The sequence below is a fragment of the Azospirillum sp. B2RO_4 genome, from assembly GCF_051124815.1.
Lineage (GTDB): Bacteria > Pseudomonadota > Alphaproteobacteria > Azospirillales > Azospirillaceae > Azospirillum.
The window spans coordinates 255,001-271,263 of record NZ_CP118490.1 but is presented as its reverse complement, the minus strand read 5'-3'; the positions used below and the strand labels follow the sequence as shown (position 1 = coordinate 271,263).

Annotated in this window: 16 protein-coding genes (1 of these 16 only partly in view); 11 read left to right on the top strand and 5 right to left on the bottom strand. The window is 69.6% G+C overall.

The genetic code is table 11. The annotated features are described in order from the left end of the window. Positions 1–4 precede the first annotated feature (4 nt). Together PWS46_RS27320 and PWS46_RS27315 are read left to right on the top strand one after the other, a co-directional pair. Positions 5–1,378 carry a flagellar hook-length control protein FliK gene (locus tag PWS46_RS27320; protein ID WP_434624444.1) on the top strand — a complete coding sequence of 458 codons (1,374 nt, stop codon included), beginning with the start codon at positions 5–7 and terminating at the stop codon, positions 1,376–1,378. Positions 1,379–1,398: 20 nt separating this feature from the next. Beyond that, on the top strand, positions 1,399–2,061 hold the full coding sequence (locus PWS46_RS27315; RefSeq protein ID WP_434624442.1) for a flagellar hook assembly protein FlgD: 663 nt from the start codon (positions 1,399–1,401) through the stop codon (positions 2,059–2,061). Positions 2,062–2,262: 201 nt separating this feature from the next. Here the strand turns inward: PWS46_RS27315 and PWS46_RS27310 are convergent, their stop codons facing one another. The 5 genes from PWS46_RS27310 to flgF are packed head-to-tail and all read right to left on the bottom strand — an operon-like array spanning position 2,263 to position 5,751. Further along, on the bottom strand, positions 2,263–2,721 hold the full coding sequence (locus PWS46_RS27310) for a hypothetical protein (RefSeq protein ID WP_434624441.1): 459 nt from the start codon (positions 2,719–2,721) through the stop codon (positions 2,263–2,265). A 28-nt stretch (positions 2,722–2,749) separates the two neighbouring features. After that, a complete protein-coding gene (gene flgH, locus PWS46_RS27305; protein ID WP_434624439.1) occupies positions 2,750–3,481 on the bottom strand; it encodes a flagellar basal body L-ring protein FlgH in 732 nt (243 codons plus the stop codon). Between the two features lie 22 nt (positions 3,482–3,503). Beyond that, positions 3,504–4,205: a flagellar basal body P-ring formation chaperone FlgA gene (gene flgA, locus PWS46_RS27300; protein ID WP_434624438.1), complete on the bottom strand. Its 702-nt coding sequence runs from the start codon at positions 4,203–4,205 to the stop codon at positions 3,504–3,506. A 5-nt stretch (positions 4,206–4,210) separates the two neighbouring features. Continuing rightward, positions 4,211–4,996, bottom strand: a complete 786-nt coding sequence (gene flgG, locus PWS46_RS27295; protein WP_085090946.1) for a flagellar basal-body rod protein FlgG — start codon at positions 4,994–4,996, stop codon at positions 4,211–4,213. A 23-nt stretch (positions 4,997–5,019) separates the two neighbouring features. Beyond that, a complete protein-coding gene (gene flgF, locus PWS46_RS27290; RefSeq protein WP_434624436.1) occupies positions 5,020–5,751 on the bottom strand; it encodes a flagellar basal-body rod protein FlgF in 732 nt (243 codons plus the stop codon). Positions 5,752–5,895: 144 nt separating this feature from the next. On the opposite strand from flgF, the gene PWS46_RS27285 reads away from it, so the two are divergent. The 9 genes from PWS46_RS27285 to PWS46_RS27245 all read left to right on the top strand — a co-directional run. Then, the gene (locus PWS46_RS27285; RefSeq protein ID WP_434624434.1) at positions 5,896–8,355 is read left to right on the top strand and encodes a hypothetical protein; all 2,460 of its coding nucleotides are present in this window, start codon (positions 5,896–5,898) and stop codon (positions 8,353–8,355) included. A 192-nt stretch (positions 8,356–8,547) separates the two neighbouring features. Next, positions 8,548–9,435: a flagellar motor stator protein MotA gene (gene motA, locus PWS46_RS27280; protein ID WP_434625206.1), complete on the top strand. Its 888-nt coding sequence runs from the start codon at positions 8,548–8,550 to the stop codon at positions 9,433–9,435. Between the two features lie 6 nt (positions 9,436–9,441). Further along, complete coding sequence (locus PWS46_RS27275; protein ID WP_434625204.1) at positions 9,442–10,446, top strand: flagellar motor protein MotB; 1,005 nt, start codon at positions 9,442–9,444, stop codon at positions 10,444–10,446. Positions 10,447–10,820: 374 nt separating this feature from the next. Next, positions 10,821–12,065, top strand: coding sequence for a flagellar hook protein FlgE (locus PWS46_RS27270; RefSeq protein ID WP_434625202.1), 1,245 nt, complete (start codon positions 10,821–10,823; stop codon positions 12,063–12,065). Between the two features lie 25 nt (positions 12,066–12,090). Further along, positions 12,091–13,488, top strand: a complete 1,398-nt coding sequence (flgK, locus tag PWS46_RS27265) for a flagellar hook-associated protein FlgK (protein WP_434625200.1) — start codon at positions 12,091–12,093, stop codon at positions 13,486–13,488. 4 nt (positions 13,489–13,492) lie between these two features. Then, entirely contained in the window at positions 13,493–14,596 is a 1,104-nt protein-coding gene (locus PWS46_RS27260; protein WP_434625198.1) for a flagellin, read from the top strand. 11 nt (positions 14,597–14,607) lie between these two features. Further along, on the top strand, positions 14,608–15,792 hold the full coding sequence (locus PWS46_RS27255) for a flagellar basal body P-ring protein FlgI (RefSeq protein ID WP_434625196.1): 1,185 nt from the start codon (positions 14,608–14,610) through the stop codon (positions 15,790–15,792). A 15-nt stretch (positions 15,793–15,807) separates the two neighbouring features. Next, positions 15,808–16,122, top strand: coding sequence for a rod-binding protein (locus PWS46_RS27250; RefSeq protein ID WP_434625194.1), 315 nt, complete (start codon positions 15,808–15,810; stop codon positions 16,120–16,122). Beyond that, a protein-coding gene (locus PWS46_RS27245; RefSeq protein WP_434625192.1) for a flagellar protein FlgN crosses the window boundary here: on the top strand, positions 16,119–16,263 show its beginning. Its footprint extends 374 nt past the window's final position; 145 of the gene's 519 nt are visible here — the first part of the coding sequence; its start codon is at positions 16,119–16,121; the stop codon falls past the right edge of the window. Before PWS46_RS27250 ends, PWS46_RS27245 begins: the two co-directional genes overlap by 4 nt.

The window sequence follows — 16,263 nt, the reverse complement described above, 5'->3', positions numbered from 1 at the left end:
CGCCATGACCAGCATGCCCGATGCCGTCTCGGCTCCGCCCCGGCCGACTTCGACTCAACGCGGCGGTTCGTCCGGCGACGATGCGCGCGACGAGGACTTCGCCAGTCTGGTGGACGAGACCGCGGAGGAGGAACCCGACGACGGCACCCACCCCGACCGGCTGCGCAAGCGCAGGGAGCCGAGAGCGGACGACCCCGTCGCCGCGCAAAGCGCGATCACACAGGCGGTGGTGCAGGCGAGCGGCACAGATGCCCCGCTGATGCCCTGGATGATGGCCGCCGCACCAACCGCACCGGCAACGGCTGTGCCGACAGCAACGGTCGGCAAGGCGACGGCGCCTTGTGCCGCCGCTCCGCAGGCGGCAGAGCCGGCCGGCGACGGCAAGCAGATTGCCGGGAAGACCTCCGCGACCGCACCGGCAATCGCGCCGCAGCCGGCGCCTGCCACCGCCGCACCCAATGCGCCGGCCGGACAGGCTGAAACGACGGCACCCGCAGCCGTCGGCTCCATGGGTCAGGACAGCGCCGACCGGGGTGCGGAGACGCAGGCTCCCAGCCAGACCGTGCAGGCCGGTTTGCCGGCCATTGCCGCCGCCGCGCCGAATACGTCTGCCGAAGCAATCCCCTCCCCGGACGGGCGCGAGAGCCGGCGCGACGAGAGCAACGATCCCCGCACCGCCGTCCGCGGCGCGCATGGCGCCGGCCGTCAGGGCAGCGCCGCAGGCAAGGCCGAACAGACCGCCGCCGCCGCCCCTCAATCCGCACAGCCCGGACAGCCGGCTCCCGATGCCGCTCCGGCCTTTACCGCCCGCGACCCCGTCCCCCCCTCCTCCGCTCCCCCCACTGCGGCAAGCGGCGATGCGGCGGCCACCGGGTTCGAGACGGTGCCGACGCTGCCGGCCCAGGCGGCCACCCACTATGCCGCCGCCGCGGCTTCCGGCCGAGCCGCCACCGCACACAGCCCGGCGATGGCGCAACTCGCGGCCCCGCTGGTCCGCGTGGCAACGACCGGCGGCGGCGAGTTCCACATCGACCTCGCCCCGGCGGAGCTTGGCCGCATCCGCGTCGTCGCCGACGTCAGCGACGGCAAGGTCTCGCTGACCGTCCAGGCCGAACAGGCCGACACGCTGGCCCTGCTGCGGCGCGACCTGACACAGTTGGAACGGGCGCTCGGCGATGCCGGGCTGTCACTCGACAGTTCCAACCTGCAGTTCTCGCTGCAGGGCGACGGGCAGTCGCGCGGCTTCGCCGCACCCGACCGGGACGGCAGCGCCGGCGGCTGGCGCGTGCAGGCCGAGGCCGTTCCCGAACCCGCCTCCGAATCCGTTGCCGGCCGGCCGCTGCGCCCGATCGACGGGCTGGTCGACGTCACCGTCTGAACAGGAAAGACCTTTCCACCATGACCACCACGCCCAGCACCGGCCTGATGACCGCCGCGAAGACGAACGCGGCGGCCGACGAACAGAAGAAGCCGACGGTCGATTACGAATCCTTCCTGAAGCTGCTGACCGCCCAGTTGCGCAACCAGGACCCGCTGGCGCCGATGGACGCCACCCAGTTCATGACCCAACTGGCGCAGCTGTCGACGGTGGAACAGTCGATGCGCTCCAACGACACGCTGGGCAAGGTGCTGGACACGCTGAAGAGCAGCGGCATGCGCATGGACATGGCCCTGCTCGGCCGCAAGGTGGAGGTGGCGTCCGACCAGCTGTCGCTGACCGACGGCAAGGCGCAGGCCGCCTACACGGTCGAGGGAACGCCGGCTGCTGTGAAGCTGGAGGTGCTGAACGGCGCCGGCAGCGTCGTCTACAGCAGCCCCGGTTCGCTGAAGACCGGCCGGCAGGTCTTCGACTGGACCGGCAGGACGGCCGGCGGCGGCACCGCGCCGGACGGCGTCTATACGCTGCGGGTGACGGCGAAGGACAAGGACGGCAAGGCGCTGAACACCGCCACCGTCGTCACCGACACGGTGGCCGAGGTGCGCAGCGTCGACGGCGCCAGCAAGTTCGTGCTGAAGAACGGCGCCACGGTGGATTCGGGCGCGGTGCTGTCGGCGTCGTAGGTGTGGCATGTGCCCTTTTCCCCCTGGCGATTCCCCCCCTCTCCCCCCCGGGGAGAGGGTCGGGGTGAGGGGGATGCACTATGTGGATCAGCAAGGATGCGAGGTGCTGCTCAGCCGACTAAGGCACGCCACGCGTCCCCCTCACCCTAACCCTCTCCCCGGGGGGGAGAGGGGATCCTTTGGGGTGGGAGAGGGATTTTTTTACAGCCGCGTGTTGTCCTGACGCAGCAGGCGGTCGATCAGGACGGCGCGGATCGGTTGGGCGTTTTCCCGGCCGAAGGAGCCGTTGGCGCCGGCCAGCAGCGCGGTGGCGACGCCTTGGGGATCGACCGCCGGGCCGTTGAAGCGGCCGTGGCCGGCGAGGTCGAACAGGGACTCCAGCATGGCGCTGCGGGCATGCGGCAGGCGGCGGCGGACCAGAAGCGCATCGTCGGCGCTGGACGCCTCCAGCGTGACCTGGATCAGGATGAAGGCGATGGTGCGCCCGCGCTCCAGCATCGGCACCACCAGCTGGCCGGCATCCACGTAATAGGGACCGCCGGACGTCGGTTCGGCGGGAGCGGCGGGGGCGGAGTCTTGTGGGCCCTCGAACCGGCCGAAGCCGTAGCCGCCGCCGAAGGCGAGGGCCGCGGCGACGGCGAACAGCAGGACGGCTTTCATGGCGCGGGCTCCCGAACAGGCCGGAACATCAGAAAGGCAGAATCACGTCCAGCACCTGCTGGCCGTAGCGCGGCTGCTGCACGTCGGTGATCTGGCCGCGGCCGCCATAGGTGATGCGCGCCTCGGCGATCTTGTCGTATTCGATGGTGTTGGCGTTGCTGATGTCCTCGGGACGGATCACGCCGGCGATGCGCATCTCGCGCAGTTCGTAATTCACCCGCACCTCCTGCCGGCCGGCGATGACGAAATTGCCGTTGGGCAGCACCTGGGTCACCACGGCGGCGACGCGCATGGCGATACGTTCGTTGCGCTGGATGGTGCCGTTGCCGCTGGACGTGCTGGAGCTGTCGAGATCCACGAGATTCGCCGGGTCGACCGCGTCGGGCAGCACGGCGGGAAGGCGGCTTTCCAGCCCGAAGAAGTTGGGCAGCCCGGCCTTTTCGTTGTTGGTGCGCCCGCGCTGGGTGCTGTTGCGCAGCTGCGCCTGGTCGGAGATGTCGATGACCACGGTCAGCAGGTCGCCGACCGCCTTGGCGCGGGGGTCGCGGAAGAAGTCGCGCGATCCGGTGCGCCACAGCGAGCTTGGGATCTGCTCGGCCGTCGAGGGGCGCGGCATCGGCAGCGAGATCACGCGGGCTTCCGGCTGCAGCGCCGGGTTCGAGATCTCCGACAGGGCGGGAGCGCTGCCGATGTCGGCCAGCCGCGCGCAGCCGCCGGCGCCAAGCGACAGCAGCAGGATGGGGACGAGCGCGGTGCGCATCTGGGAAGCTCCCTTGCTGAGATTATGGCCGTGCGGCTTGGGGCACGCGCGGGCCGCTGACCGAAACGGTCTCGGCCCCGGTGACGACGCCGGTGACGACGGTGCTGCTGGCGATGTTCATGACGCGGACGCTGTCGCCGACGCCGCCCTCCTGCAACGCACGCCCGCGCGCCGCCAGCAGCAGGGCGCCATCCTCGTAAACAAGCGTCACCGGCCGGTTGCGCTGGACGACGATGGGGGCGCCGACCGAGCCGACCTGCACCAGCCGCCCGGTGGAGAGCTGGCGGCGCGGCGACTGGCCGATCAGCGATTCGGCCGAGGCGATGAAGCCGGCCCCGGCGCGGTCCAGCGACAGGCGGATGGTGGTGAGGTCCGACGCCTCGATGATCTCGCCCGGCCGGATGCGGCGGACCGGCACCGGCATCGTGACTTCGACGTCGGCCCGGCCGCTCAATTCCACGACATGCCCGCCGCTGAGGATGCGGGCCTGGAAGATGCCGGTGCGGGGGTCGAGGCCGATGTCGCGCACGGCATCCACCGGCCCGTCGAAGGGGCGGCCCAGAGTCAGCGCCACCTGCGCATCGGGCGGGACCGAGGGTCCGAGGGAGGTGAGAAGTTCCTCCGCCAGCCGGGTCTCGACCGAACCGGCAGCAGCCGGGAGGGGAAGCGCCAGCATGGTGCCGAGCAACAGGACCGATAGCGGCCGGCGGAGGGTGCGTTGCACGATGGTCACCGCATGTTGGTCATGGTGGAGGCCATCTGGTCGCCGGCCTCGATCACCTTGGCGTTCATCTCGTAGGCGCGCTGGGCGGAGATCAGCTCGGTGATTTCCTGCACGACGTTGACGTTGGAGGATTCCAGATACTTCTGTCGGATGGTGCCGAAACCGGCCTGTCCGGCCAGCCCGTCCTGCGGCTCGCCCGACGCCGGGGTGGCGCGGAAGAGGTTGTCGCCCAGCGCCTCCAGCCCGCTGTCGTTGACGAACACCGTCATCGCCAGCTGGCCCTGGTTGACCGGCTGCGCCTTGCCGTCGACATAGGCCAGCACCTCGCCGGAGCGGTTGATGACCACCTCGCGCGTGCCCTGCGGCACGGTGATGCCGGGGGCGACGGTGAAGCCGTCGGCGGTGACGATGGTGCCCTCCGGCGACAGCTTGAAGCTGCCGGCGCGGGTGTAGACGGTCTCGCCGCCGGGCTGGGTCACGTTGAAATAGCCGCGCCCCTCGATCGCCAGATCCAGCTCGTTGCCGGTGGAGGTCAGGTTGCCGGTGGTGTTGATGCGGTTGACCGAGGTCGGCCGCACGCCCAGCCCCACCTCGACGCCGGTCGGCACGATGGTGCCCGAATCGGTCGACTGGCTGCCCTGCCGGCGCTCCGCCTGATACATCAGGTCCTGGAATTCGGCGCGCGAGCGCTTGAACGCCGTGGTGTTGATGTTGGCGATGTTGTTGGAGATGACCTCGACGTTCATCTGCTGGGCCATCATGCCGGTGGACGCGATGCTGAGCACGCGCATGGACGGTGCCTCCCTGTGGAGCTTTAAGAGGATTTGCCGAGGCGGTTGATGGCGGAGCGCAGCAGGTCCTGCCCGTCGTCCACCATCTTGGTCACCGCCTGATAATCACGGGTCAGGTCCATCATCCGGCCGATCTCGACGATGCCCTGCACGTTGGACCGCTCGACCTTGCCTTCGACCAGACGGGTGTCGGGGGCGGGGCGCGCCTCCATGCCCTCGGCTGGTTCGAACAGCAGGTCGCCGGTCTGCTTCAGCATTTGCGGATTGTCGAAGCGCGAGACGGCGATGCGGGCGATCACGTTGCCGTCGGCCGACAGCAGCCCATCGGACCCGATGGTGATGGTGCTGCTGTCCGACGGGATGGCGATGGGCCGGCGGCCGTCGTCCAGCACCGGGTAGCCGTTGGGGCCGACCAGCGTGCCGTCGGCATCGCGGCGCAGCCGGCCGTCGCGGCTGTAGCGCACGCCGTCCGGCGTCTGCACCGACAGGAAACCGTCGCCGTCCAGCGCCACGTCATAGGGGTTGCCGGTCTCGGTGAAGGTGCCGGCGCGCAGGTCCGTATAGGTGGAGCGGTCGATGGTGAAGGCGATGCGGTCGGTCGGCTTGCGCCCGCCGGCCTCCATCGCCGCTTCGAACAGGGTGCGCTCGCCACGGAAGCCGACCGTATTCATGTTGGCGACGTTGTTCGCCACGACGTCCAGCTGCCGCCGCAGCGCCATCTGGCGCGACAGTCCGATGTAAAGCTGGTTCTCCATCGCCGAACACTCCGGTTTTGAACTCCGCCTTAATCTGGACGAGGCAGTTTAAAGCCGGGTTTCAACCTGAGCAGTCCCGGCCGATGCCTTGCCGGACTTGGAGAAGGTTTGGCGATCATTTCGATAAAATGCGAGACGACTGTGATGAAACGGCGCCCGGAGAACGCACTGACGCTTGGTTCGACGCTGGTTCTCGCGCTGCTGACGGGGACGGCGCAGGCCGCGACCGTCCGCGCGCAGCTGGGCGACCATGGCGACTATTCGCGGCTGGTGCTGTCGGTGCCGAAGGGCATGGAGCCGGTGGCGGTGGTCGACGGCTGCGTGTTGCGCATCAGCGTGCCCGATCCGCTGCGCTGGCCGCTGGCGAGCCTGCGCGACAGCTTCTCGCGCCGGCTGTCGGACTTCGTGACCGCGGATGGCGGGCGCAGCCTGACCGCGACGGTGCCCTGCGGGGCGCGGGTGGCGAGCATGATGGAGCGCCGGAATTTGATCGTCGATGTCGGCGGGCCGCCGGTTCCGGGGGTGAAGCCGGGGGTGACGGGAGATGGGGCGGCGGAGGTGGTGGTTGCGACTGCAGCGCCGGAAGTTGCACCGTCTGTCGGTGTCGCTGAGGTCGTCGAAGCGCTAAACCCCATCGGCACGGCGAATGCTGCGGCGATGGTCCTCCCTCTCCCGGCAGAGTCCCCTCTCCCCCCCGGGGAGAGGGAGAGGAGGAGGGGGGAACGCGGGGAGGATTCTCGGGAAAGGCACGAAGTGCATCCCCCTCATCCCGATCCTCTCCCCGGGGGGGAGAGGGAGAGTCCTCCCCTCCCCGTCGTTGCCAGCCTGGAAAGCGAAGTCCAGGACAGCATCCAGCAGACCCTGCGGCAGCTTGAGCGCATGCCGGACCGTACGCCGAAGCCCGTTCCCCAAGCCGCCGAACCCCCAAAGCCGCCGCCCATCGCCGCGATGGATCTCGCCGGCTGGGCCGGAGACGACTTCAACCGCACGCGCGAGGCGCTGCAAAGCGCGTTTGAGAAGGCGCAGGGCCGCGCGCGGGTCGAGGCGCAGATCGCGCTGGTCCGTTTCCTGCTCGCCCGCGCCATGGACGAGGAAGGACGCGCGGCGCTGGAAACGGCGTCCAGCCTGTCGCCGGCGCCCGACCAGCGCTATGCCCTGCGCATCCTGGGCGACGCCTTCCGCGCGCTCGACCGCGAGGATGCGCCCGACGACAATCTGTTCGTCCAGCTGCCGGCCGGCGCCATGCCCGACCACAATGTCTGGCGCAGCGCGGCGCTGGCGCCGACCCGCTGGGCGGCGGCGAAGGAGGGGCTTCCCATCGCGCTGCGCCGGCTGCTGGACTATCCGGCCGACCTGCGCAGCCGGCTGCTGACCACGCTCGCCGCCGCAGCGGACGAGGCGGGGGACAGCGCGGCGCTGAACCTGATCGTGCTGGAGATGATCACCGTCGATTCCGCGGGCATGGCCGACGGGCGGCTCGACTATTTCCGCGGCCGGCTGGCGGAGCTGAAGGCGACGCCCGATGCGGCGCTGGAGCGGTACGACGCCGCGGCGGCCTTGCGCCGTGGTCCCTTCGCCCGCCGGGCGGAGGTGCGCGCCATCGAATTGCGCCGCAGCCTGGGCCGGCTGGACGAGGAAGGCGCCATCAAGGCGCTGGAGTCCCTGCGCTTCGCCTGGCGCGGCGACGACATCGAGACGGACGCGCTGGCGGCGCTGGGCAGCGCCTATGCCCGCAGCGGCAGGACCGATGCGGCGCTCGACATCTTCGGCCTGCTGGGACGGCGCTTCGGCGCCACCGCACGCGGGCGCGATGCGCTGACGGCCGGGCGCACCCTGCTGACCGCCGTGCTCGACCGGCTGGAGCAGTCGCCGCCGGGCGGGCTCTATGCGCTGGCGCTCCAGGCGCGGCACGGGCGGCTGGTGACGCTGGTTGACGGCCAGGACGGCGGGCTGCGGCGGCGCCTCGCCGGTCTGCTGCTGCGCGACGGCTATGGGCTGGAGGCGACCCGCATCCTGCATGCGCTGACCGAACGGACGACCGGTCCACGCCGGGCGGAGCTTGGCGCCACGCTGGCGCGCGCCCTGATCGACGGCGGACGCGAGGGGGAGGCGCTGGACGTGCTGGCCCGCACGGGCGGCGCTGGGCTGGAGCCGCAATTGGCCGAGCGCCGGGCGTTGCTGCGGGCCGACGCGCTGCTCGGCGACGGCGACACGGTGCGGGCGCTCGACGCCCTGCGAGGGTTGAACGGGGCGGAGGCGGCGCGGCTGCGGGCGCAGGGGCTGTTCGCCGCCGGGGAATGGCGGGCGGCGCGGGGCGCCTTCGCGGAGTTGGTCGCCGAGCTGGAAGCCGCGGGAGCGGAGCCGACGGCGGACGATCTGGCGCTGCAGGGGCTGTCGGCCTATCTGGCCGGCGACACCGACGCGATGCGCGGTTTCGGTGATGCGGAACGCGCGCGGCTGGCCGCCACCCGCTGGGCCGGGCTGTTGGACGCCTTCGCCCCGCCACCCGCCGACGGGCCGCTGCGCGCGGAGTCGGTGGAGCGCGACCTTGCCGCAGCCGACGCGCTCGGCCGGTTGGCGCGGGGGTGGCGGGGGAAGCCGTGATCCGTAAATCCGCTTTAAACGGCGGGCTGTAGCGTCGGCGAGGTGTTGCCCCCTCCCTAACCCTCCCCCTCTTCGAGGGAGAGGGAACTCCGCGGCTCTCGCACTTAACTCCCTCTCCCACCAAAGGTGGGGGAGGGTTGGGGAGGGGGCAACGCTGGGCGCATCGGCCCTTGCACATCCGGAGAAGAAGACATGCGCTTGATGTTCGGGTTGATCGCGGTGTTTGCCAGCGTGCTCGGCGGGTTCTATGCGATGGGCGGGCGGATGGCCGTGCTGTGGCAGCCGGTGGAGATCGTCATCATCATCGGCGCCGGCATCGGCGGCTTCGCCATCGCGAACAGCCCGTCGGTCCTGCGCGACACGCTGCGCGCGGTCGGCGCCATCGCCCGCGGACGCGCCACGCCCAAGAACGACTATCTGGACATGATCGCGCTGGTCTATGGCCTGCTGCGCGTCGCCAAGTCCAAGGGCATGTCGCAGATCGAGGCCGACATCGACAAGCCGGCCGAAAGCCCGCTGTTCACCCAGTATCCCAACGTCCTGCGCTATGACCGCTGCATCACCTTCCTGTGCGATTACCTGCGCCTGATCGCGCTGGGGCAGGACAACCCGCACGATCTGGAATCGCTGATGGCGGAGGAGCTGGACACGCTGGGCCGCGAGCTGAACCAGGTGCCGAAGGCGTTGCAGAACCTCGCCGACGCGCTGCCGGCGCTGGGCATCGTCGCCGCCGTGCTGGGCGTCATCAACGCCATGGGCGCCATCAGCGAGGCGCCGGAGGTGCTGGGCCACATGATCGGCGGGGCGCTGACCGGCACCTTCCTGGGCGTGCTGCTGTCCTACGGCATGGTCGGCCCGATCGCCAGCGCCGCCCGCCAGCGCCGCGAATCGGAACTGAACATGTATTTCTGCATCAAGGCGGCGCTGTGCGCCTACCTGCGCGGCAGCCCGCCGCAGGTCTGCGCCGAATACGCCCGCAAGGTGCTCTACACCGACATTCAGCCCAGTCTGGCGGAGGTGGAGGTCGCCACCACGCTGTCGTCGCAGGCCAAGGCCCGCGACGGCCGTCAGGCGGCGTGACCGGCCATGCCGCGCAAGACCGCCCTCCCCCCGATCATCGTCAAGCGCCACCTCGGCGGCCATGACGAGGAAGAATCCAACCACTCCTGGAAGCTGGCCTATGCCGACTTCGTGACGGCGATGATGACCTTCTTCCTGGTGATGTGGCTGATGAACATCACCACCACCGAACAGCGCAAGGGCATCGCCGACTACTTCAATCCGGTCGCGGTGTCGCAGAGCAACTCCGGCGCCGACGGCATGCTGGCCGGCCGCTCGGTGGACAAGAGCGGATCGCTGACCACCCCGAATGCCGCCGGCGATCAGGCGAGCCCGGTGGCGTCCCCGCCTGTCGTCGCCTCCGTCGGCGACAGCGACCGTCAGCCGGCCGGCCGCAAGGACCCGCTGCCCCACCCGCCCGGCGGCACTGTTCCGCCGGTCGACCTGCTGCGCAATGCGACGGAGAGCGCGCCAACGAGACCTGCGGCCGAACCGCCGGCTCCCCAGGCCACCCGTGCGGAGCTGGAGGCGCTGCTCGACCGCCAGTCGTCCGAGCTGACGGAGCGGGTGGCGCTGGAGTCGCTGGAACGCGACCTGCGCCAGCGCATCGCCGCGTCGCCTGACCTGAACGCCCTGCAAGGCAGTCTGGTGATCCAGCAGGTGCCGGAGGGTTTGCGCGTGCAGCTGACCGATCAGGCCCGCTTCTCGATGTTCAAGGTCGGCTCGGCTCAGATGAACGAGCCGGGACGCCGGCTGATGCGGATGGTGGCGTCGGCGCTGGTGTCGGTGCCCAACCCGATCGGCATCACCGGCCACACCGACGCGCTGGGCTATGCGCCCGATGCGAAGTACGGCAACTGGGAACTGTCGAGCGACCGCGCCAACGCGGCACGGCGCGAACTGATCGCCAGCGGGATTCCCGGCGGGCGCATCGTCCGGGTGGAGGGGCGCGCCGATCTCGACCATTTCGGGGCGAGCGACCCGCTCGATCCCAGCAACCGGCGGATCAGCATCACGCTGCTGCGGCGGTAGGGGTCGGCTCACGACATGCATGCCTTTCCAGGCCGGTAACGATCTGGAATGAAAGGAACTTTGCGTCATCCCCGCGAAGGCGGGGATCCAGGGTTTCCAGCGCAGGGGGTCGCAGAGTCTGGATTCCCGCCTTCGCGGGAATGACAGCCGAAAAATCTACTCCGCTCCAATGTGAAAAAATAGATTGTGGAAACTCCACAGACCATCAGACTTCTTCTAAGGAAAAGCCTCTCACATTTTAACAAAACCCTACTCCTTTTCCTTTAAAGCCCCTTTAAAATCCCTTCGCTATTGTTAACTCCGCCAGTCATCCGCGGAGAATCCCGGAACGCACAACCCCCTTCCGTTCGACGGTTGACCAGAGGATTCCAAGGATGAGCCTGTACAGCGCCATGCGTTCCGGTGTCAGCGGCATGTCCGCGCAAAGCTCGCGCCTTGCCGCCATTTCGGACAACATCAGCAATTCGCAGACGGTCGGTTACAAGCGGGCCACCGTGGATTTCTCGACCCTGGTCACCGCGCCCGGCAGCCGCAGCACCTACACCGCCAGCGGCGTGCAGTCCGCCACCCATTATCAGGTGCAGCAGGACGGCACGATCATGGGCACCGGCTCCGCCACCGACATGGCGATCAGCGGCAACGGCTTCTTCGTCGTCGGCAACAAGGCGTCGGGGACGCCGGAATATTCGCTGACCCGCGCCGGCAGCTTCCTGCCCGACGATACCGGCTTTCTGCGCAACAGCGCCGGCCAGTATCTGGAAGCCTGGAAGCTGAACCCCGACGGCACCATGCCGAACGTCAGCAACTCCCGCTTCGACGATCTGCAATCGGTCAACATTGGCAATCTCGTCTATGGCGGTTCCAAGACGACGACGATGGATTTCTCCGGCAACCTGCCGGCCCAGGCCGCCGCCGGCGACAGCTTCACCAGCAGCCCGACCTTCTATGACGGGCTGGGCAATGCGCTGGACCTGTCGCTGACCTGGACCAAGACCGCCACCCCCAACGAGTGGACGCTAACCGCCAGCGGCCCGGCCGGATACACCGTCGGCGGGGCGCCGGTGACGCTGACCTTCGCCGCCACCGGCCCCTATGCCGGCAAGCCGGTGGATGCCGGCGGCCTGCCGCTGGACCCGATGCCGGGCATCACCGTCACCTCGCCGGCCACGCCGACGGCCGACAGTTTCGGCGTGTCGCTCGGCAACCTCACGCAGCTGAACGGCGACTATGTGCCGACCATCACCGGCGACGGCGCCAAGGTCGGGCAGGTCACCTCGGTCGACATCGACGACGGCGGAAAGCTGTGGGTGATGTACGACAACGGCGCCCGTCAGGCGCTGTACCAGATCCCGATCGCCACCGTCACCAACCCCGACGGGCTGGTCGCCCAGGACGGCAACACCTACACGCTGGGGGCGGAGACCGGGACCCTGACGCTCGGCGCCGGCAAGCAGGGCAGCGCCGGCACCGTCGTCGGCAGCGCGCTGGAGCAGTCGAACGTCGACATCGCAACCGAACTGGTCTCGCTGATCGAAACGCAGCGCGCCTATTCGTCGAACGCCACCCTGGTGCGCACCACCGACGAGCTGGTCGAAGAGACCACCCGCCTGAAGCGTTGATCCCGGCACAGACGGAGTCCCGGCCATGAGCGTCCAACTCGCCCTCACCTCCGCCCTGTCCGGCCTGCGCATGACGCAGCAGCAGGCGGCGATGGTGTCCCACAACCTCGCCAACGCCACCACCGCCGGCTATGTGCGGCGCGACCTCGACCTGTCGGCGGTCACCACCGCCGGCCGGGGTGCAGGGGTGCGGGTGGACGCCGTCGCCCGCAAGGTGGACGAGCTGCTGATCCGCGACGCGCGGTTCGAGACCAGCCGCTACAGCGGGCAGGAGGCGCGCGCCTCGGCGCTGGCCGACTATGCGCTGGTGCTGGGGCAGCCGCAGGACGAGAAATCGGTCTCCACCCAGCTGTCGAAGCTGCAGCAGGCCTTCTCCCGCCTGCACGACATGCCCAACGACGACGCGGCCCGCAACGCCGTGGTGTCGCAGGCGACCGCGCTGGCCGACGGGCTGAACCGGGCCGCCGAGGCGGCGCAGACCGTGCAAGAGGATGCCCGCGGCCGGCTGCAGACCTCCGTCGACGCGGTGAACACCTCGCTCCAGCGCATCAGCGAACTGAACGGCAGGATCGCGACACTGGAGACGCGCGGCGGCGATGCCGGCGACCTGCGCGACGAGCGCGACCGCCTGCTCGACCGGGTCTCGCAGGAGATCGGCATCCGCACCTACAGCCGCGAGGATGGGCAGGTCGTGGTGATGACCCGCAACGGCCAGACCCTGCTCGACCACCCGCTGGCGCCGGGCGAGCAGCCGCTGACGCTGCTGGGCGACGAGGTGATGGCGAACGGCGTCGCCCTGTCGGCCAAGCCGGACAGCGAGATCCAGAGCGGCCGCATCATGGGCTATGTCCAGACCATCAAGCAGGACATGCCGCGCGCGATGGCGCAGTTGGACGAGCTGGCGGCCGGCATCGTCCAGGCCTTCCAGGGGGCGGAGGCCGACCCTACCCAGCCCGGACTGTTCACCGATGCCGGCGCGGCCTATGGCGCCACCGCCGGTCTGGCCTCGCGCATCGCCGTCAACGACGCGGTGCGGACGGAAAGCTGGCGGATGCAGAGCGGCGTGCAGGCGGCGGCCCCGCTCCAGCCCGGCGACCAGACGCAGATCGACAAATTCCTGACCGTCTTCACCGACACCCGCAGCTTCGCCGCCACCGACATGCCGGCCAACGCGACGCTCGGCGGCTATGCCACGGCGATGGTGTCGGCCCAGCAGGGCTACCGCACCGGCGCGGAGTCGGAGATGAACGCGCGCAAGATCAGCGCCGACACGCTGGAGACCGCCCGCATCAACCGCGACGGCGTCAACATCGACGACGAGATGCAGAAGCTGATGCTGATCGAGCAGAGCTATGGCGCCAGCGCCCAGGTGGTGCAGGTCGCCGGCCGCATGATCGACATCCTGTTGCAGATCAAGGGGTAAGCCGATGCTTTACAATGCCCTCTCCACGCTGGGGATGAGCCGGAAGCTGCAAAGCACCATGACCCGGCAGCAGATGGAGCTGACCCGCGCGAACGAGGAAGTGGCGACCGGCGTGCATTCGGATGTCGCCGCGACCATCGGCTCCGCCACCGGCCGCGACATCGCGCTGCGCAACCTGTTCGACCGCACCGACGAGTATGTGAAGACCACCGACCTGCTCGACGGCCGGATGAAGACGATGGACAGCGCGATGACCAGCATCATCGCGTCGGGAACCGACCTGCTGGCCGCCGCCTCCACCGGGCTGGGGCAGCAGTCGCCGACCGGCACCTCGCTGCAGATCCGCGCGCGCGGCGTGCTGGATCAGGTGGTCGGGCTGCTGAACGCCGCGTCCGGCAACAGCTATCTGTTCGCCGGCACGGCGCTGGACCAGCCGCCGATGCGCAACGTCGACGGCGACAAGTCCGGCCTGCGCTCGCCGATGCAGATCGTCCGGGACGCCATCCAGTCCGCCACTGGCGGCACGGAAATGCCGACCACGGCGGCGGAAACCACGGCGGTGATCGCCCGGCTGGACGAGCTGTTCGCCGTGCGCGACCCGGCGACGCCCGCCCCCGCCCCGCTGACCGACACCTTCGAGGGCGGCCTCTACACCGGCACCACGGCGCAGCAGCCGGGCGGCGCGGCGGCGCCGCGCGTCAGCGGCCGGCCAGCGGAGTCGACCAGCATCGCCTATGGCGTCCAGGCCAACGACCCGATGATGCGGGAGATGCTGGAAGGCATCTACATGCTGGCGGCGGTCGACAGTTCCCGGATGGATGTCGATGCCTATCCCGACTACATCAGGACGGCGGTGGACAAGCTGTCCGGCGGCCTCGGCAAGCTGCGGGAGGCGACGGCGCAGCTCGGCATCCAGCGCGCCCAGGTCGCCACGTTGGCCGAGCAGCACAAGACGCAGAAGGCGATCCTCAGCCTGCAGATCGACAATCTGGAAGGAGTCGATCCCTATGAGGCCAGCACGCGGATCACCCAGCTGGAGGCGCAGATCGACGCCACCTCCAGCGCCACCGCGCGCATCGCCAAGCTGCACCTGACCAACTACCTCTAGGCCGCATCCCCATGAGCCCCGGCATCCAGCTCCCCGTTCCGCGCCGGCCCCGGCCCGCTTTCCGCCGTGCTGTTTTCAGCGATGCCGCGGCGCTGGCCGGTGGGGTGCTGCTGGTGCTCGGCATGCTGTCGGCCGCGCCCGTTCCGGCGGCGGCGCAGACGCGGGTGAAGGATCTGGTCACCTTCGACGGGGTCCGCCGCAACCAGCTGGTCGGCTATGGCCTGGTGGTCGGGCTGAACGGCACCGGCGACCGGCTCATCAACACACCCTTCACCGAACAGAGCCTGAAGGGAATGATGGAGCGGCTGGGCATCAACACCCGCGGCGAGACCCTGCGCACCCGCAATGCCGCGGCGGTGATGGTGACCGCCAGCCTGCCGCCCTTCCCGCGCCAGGGCACCACGGTCGACGTGACGGTGTCGGCGCTGGGCGACGCCACCAGCCTGCTGGGCGGCACGCTGGTGGTGACGCCGCTGCTGGGCGCCGATGGCGAGGCCTACGCGGTGGCCCAGGGGCCGCTGTCGGTCAGCGGCTTCACCGCCGGCGGATCGGCGGCGACGGTGACCAAGGGGGTGCCGACGACCGCCCGCATCGCCAACGGCGCCACGGTGGAGCGCGAGCTGAAATTCGCGCTGAACGACGTGCCGCAGGTGCGGATGGCGCTGCGCAACCCCGACTTCACCACGGCGATCCGCATCGCCGACGCGGTGAACGGCCGGCTCGGCGCCGGCAATGCGCGGGTGGTCGATCTGACCACCGTCGATGTGCGGATCACCGGATCCTATGTCGGCAACGTCTCACGCCTGATCGGCGAGATCGAGCAGTTGCCGGTGCGTCCCGACGCCATCGCCCGCGTGGTGGTGGACGAGCGCAGCGGCACCATCGTCATCGGCGACGATGTCCGGGTCAGCCGCGTCGCCATCACCCAGGGCAACCTGACCGTCCGCGTCGTCGAGACGCCGCAGGTGTCGCAGCCGCAGCCCTTCAGCAACGGCTCCACCGTCGTGGTGCCGCGCACCGACGTGCAGGTTCAGGAAGGCAACGGCCGCCAGTTCGTGACGGTAGGCGGCAATGTCAGCCTGCAGCAGCTGGTCAACGGACTGAATGCGCTGGGGGTGGGGCCGCGCGACATGGTGGCGATCCTCCAGGCCATCAAGGCAGCCGGCGCCCTGCACGCCGATCTGGAAATCATCTGACCGCGAGAGACGACGATGGACACCGCCGCAGCAACCCTCCGCAGCTCAGTCGCTCCTTCGACGCCGGCCGTCCCCAATCCCGCCGCCGCCGACAAGGCGGCCAAGGAGTTCGAGGCGATGCTGGTCGGGCAACTGATGGAAAGCATGTTCGCGGGCATGCGCGAAAGCCCGCTGTTCGGCGGCGGCGGCCCGGCGGAAAAGCCGTGGCGCAGCATGATGCTGCAGGAATACGGCAAGGCCATCGCCGAATCCGGCACGCTGGGCATCGGCAGGATGGTGCATGACGAGATCGCCCGCCTTTACGCAGCGCAAGCGGAGCAGCCGTCATGAGCGTCACTCTCAAGGACCTGATCCACGAATTCGCCCCTGAGCGCGTTGCTGAACAGGCACAGACCGAGGGTCCCGCCGCTCCCGATCCCGGCTATGACGGCGCCACCGCCCTGCTGGTGCGCGACTTCCTCGATGCGGTGG

Coding starts and splice junctions, on each gene's coding strand:
- PWS46_RS27270 (WP_434625202.1), top strand. CDS start 10,821: ATGAGCCTGTACAGCGCCATGCGTTCCGGTGTCAGCGGCATGTCCGCG.
- flgK (WP_434625200.1), top strand. CDS start 12,091: ATGAGCGTCCAACTCGCCCTCACCTCCGCCCTGTCCGGCCTGCGCATG.
- PWS46_RS27320 (WP_434624444.1), top strand. CDS start 5: ATGACCAGCATGCCCGATGCCGTCTCGGCTCCGCCCCGGCCGACTTCG.
- PWS46_RS27250 (WP_434625194.1), top strand. CDS start 15,808: ATGGACACCGCCGCAGCAACCCTCCGCAGCTCAGTCGCTCCTTCGACG.
- PWS46_RS27285 (WP_434624434.1), top strand. CDS start 5,896: ATGAAACGGCGCCCGGAGAACGCACTGACGCTTGGTTCGACGCTGGTT.
- flgH (WP_434624439.1), bottom strand. CDS start 3,481: ATGCGCACCGCGCTCGTCCCCATCCTGCTGCTGTCGCTTGGCGCCGGC.
- motA (WP_434625206.1), top strand. CDS start 8,548: ATGCGCTTGATGTTCGGGTTGATCGCGGTGTTTGCCAGCGTGCTCGGC.
- flgG (WP_085090946.1), bottom strand. CDS start 4,996: ATGCGCGTGCTCAGCATCGCGTCCACCGGCATGATGGCCCAGCAGATG.
- PWS46_RS27255 (WP_434625196.1), top strand. CDS start 14,608: ATGAGCCCCGGCATCCAGCTCCCCGTTCCGCGCCGGCCCCGGCCCGCT.
- flgF (WP_434624436.1), bottom strand. CDS start 5,751: ATGGAGAACCAGCTTTACATCGGACTGTCGCGCCAGATGGCGCTGCGG.
- PWS46_RS27315 (WP_434624442.1), top strand. CDS start 1,399: ATGACCACCACGCCCAGCACCGGCCTGATGACCGCCGCGAAGACGAAC.
- PWS46_RS27260 (WP_434625198.1), top strand. CDS start 13,493: ATGCTTTACAATGCCCTCTCCACGCTGGGGATGAGCCGGAAGCTGCAA.
- PWS46_RS27275 (WP_434625204.1), top strand. CDS start 9,442: ATGCCGCGCAAGACCGCCCTCCCCCCGATCATCGTCAAGCGCCACCTC.
- PWS46_RS27310 (WP_434624441.1), bottom strand. CDS start 2,721: ATGAAAGCCGTCCTGCTGTTCGCCGTCGCCGCGGCCCTCGCCTTCGGC.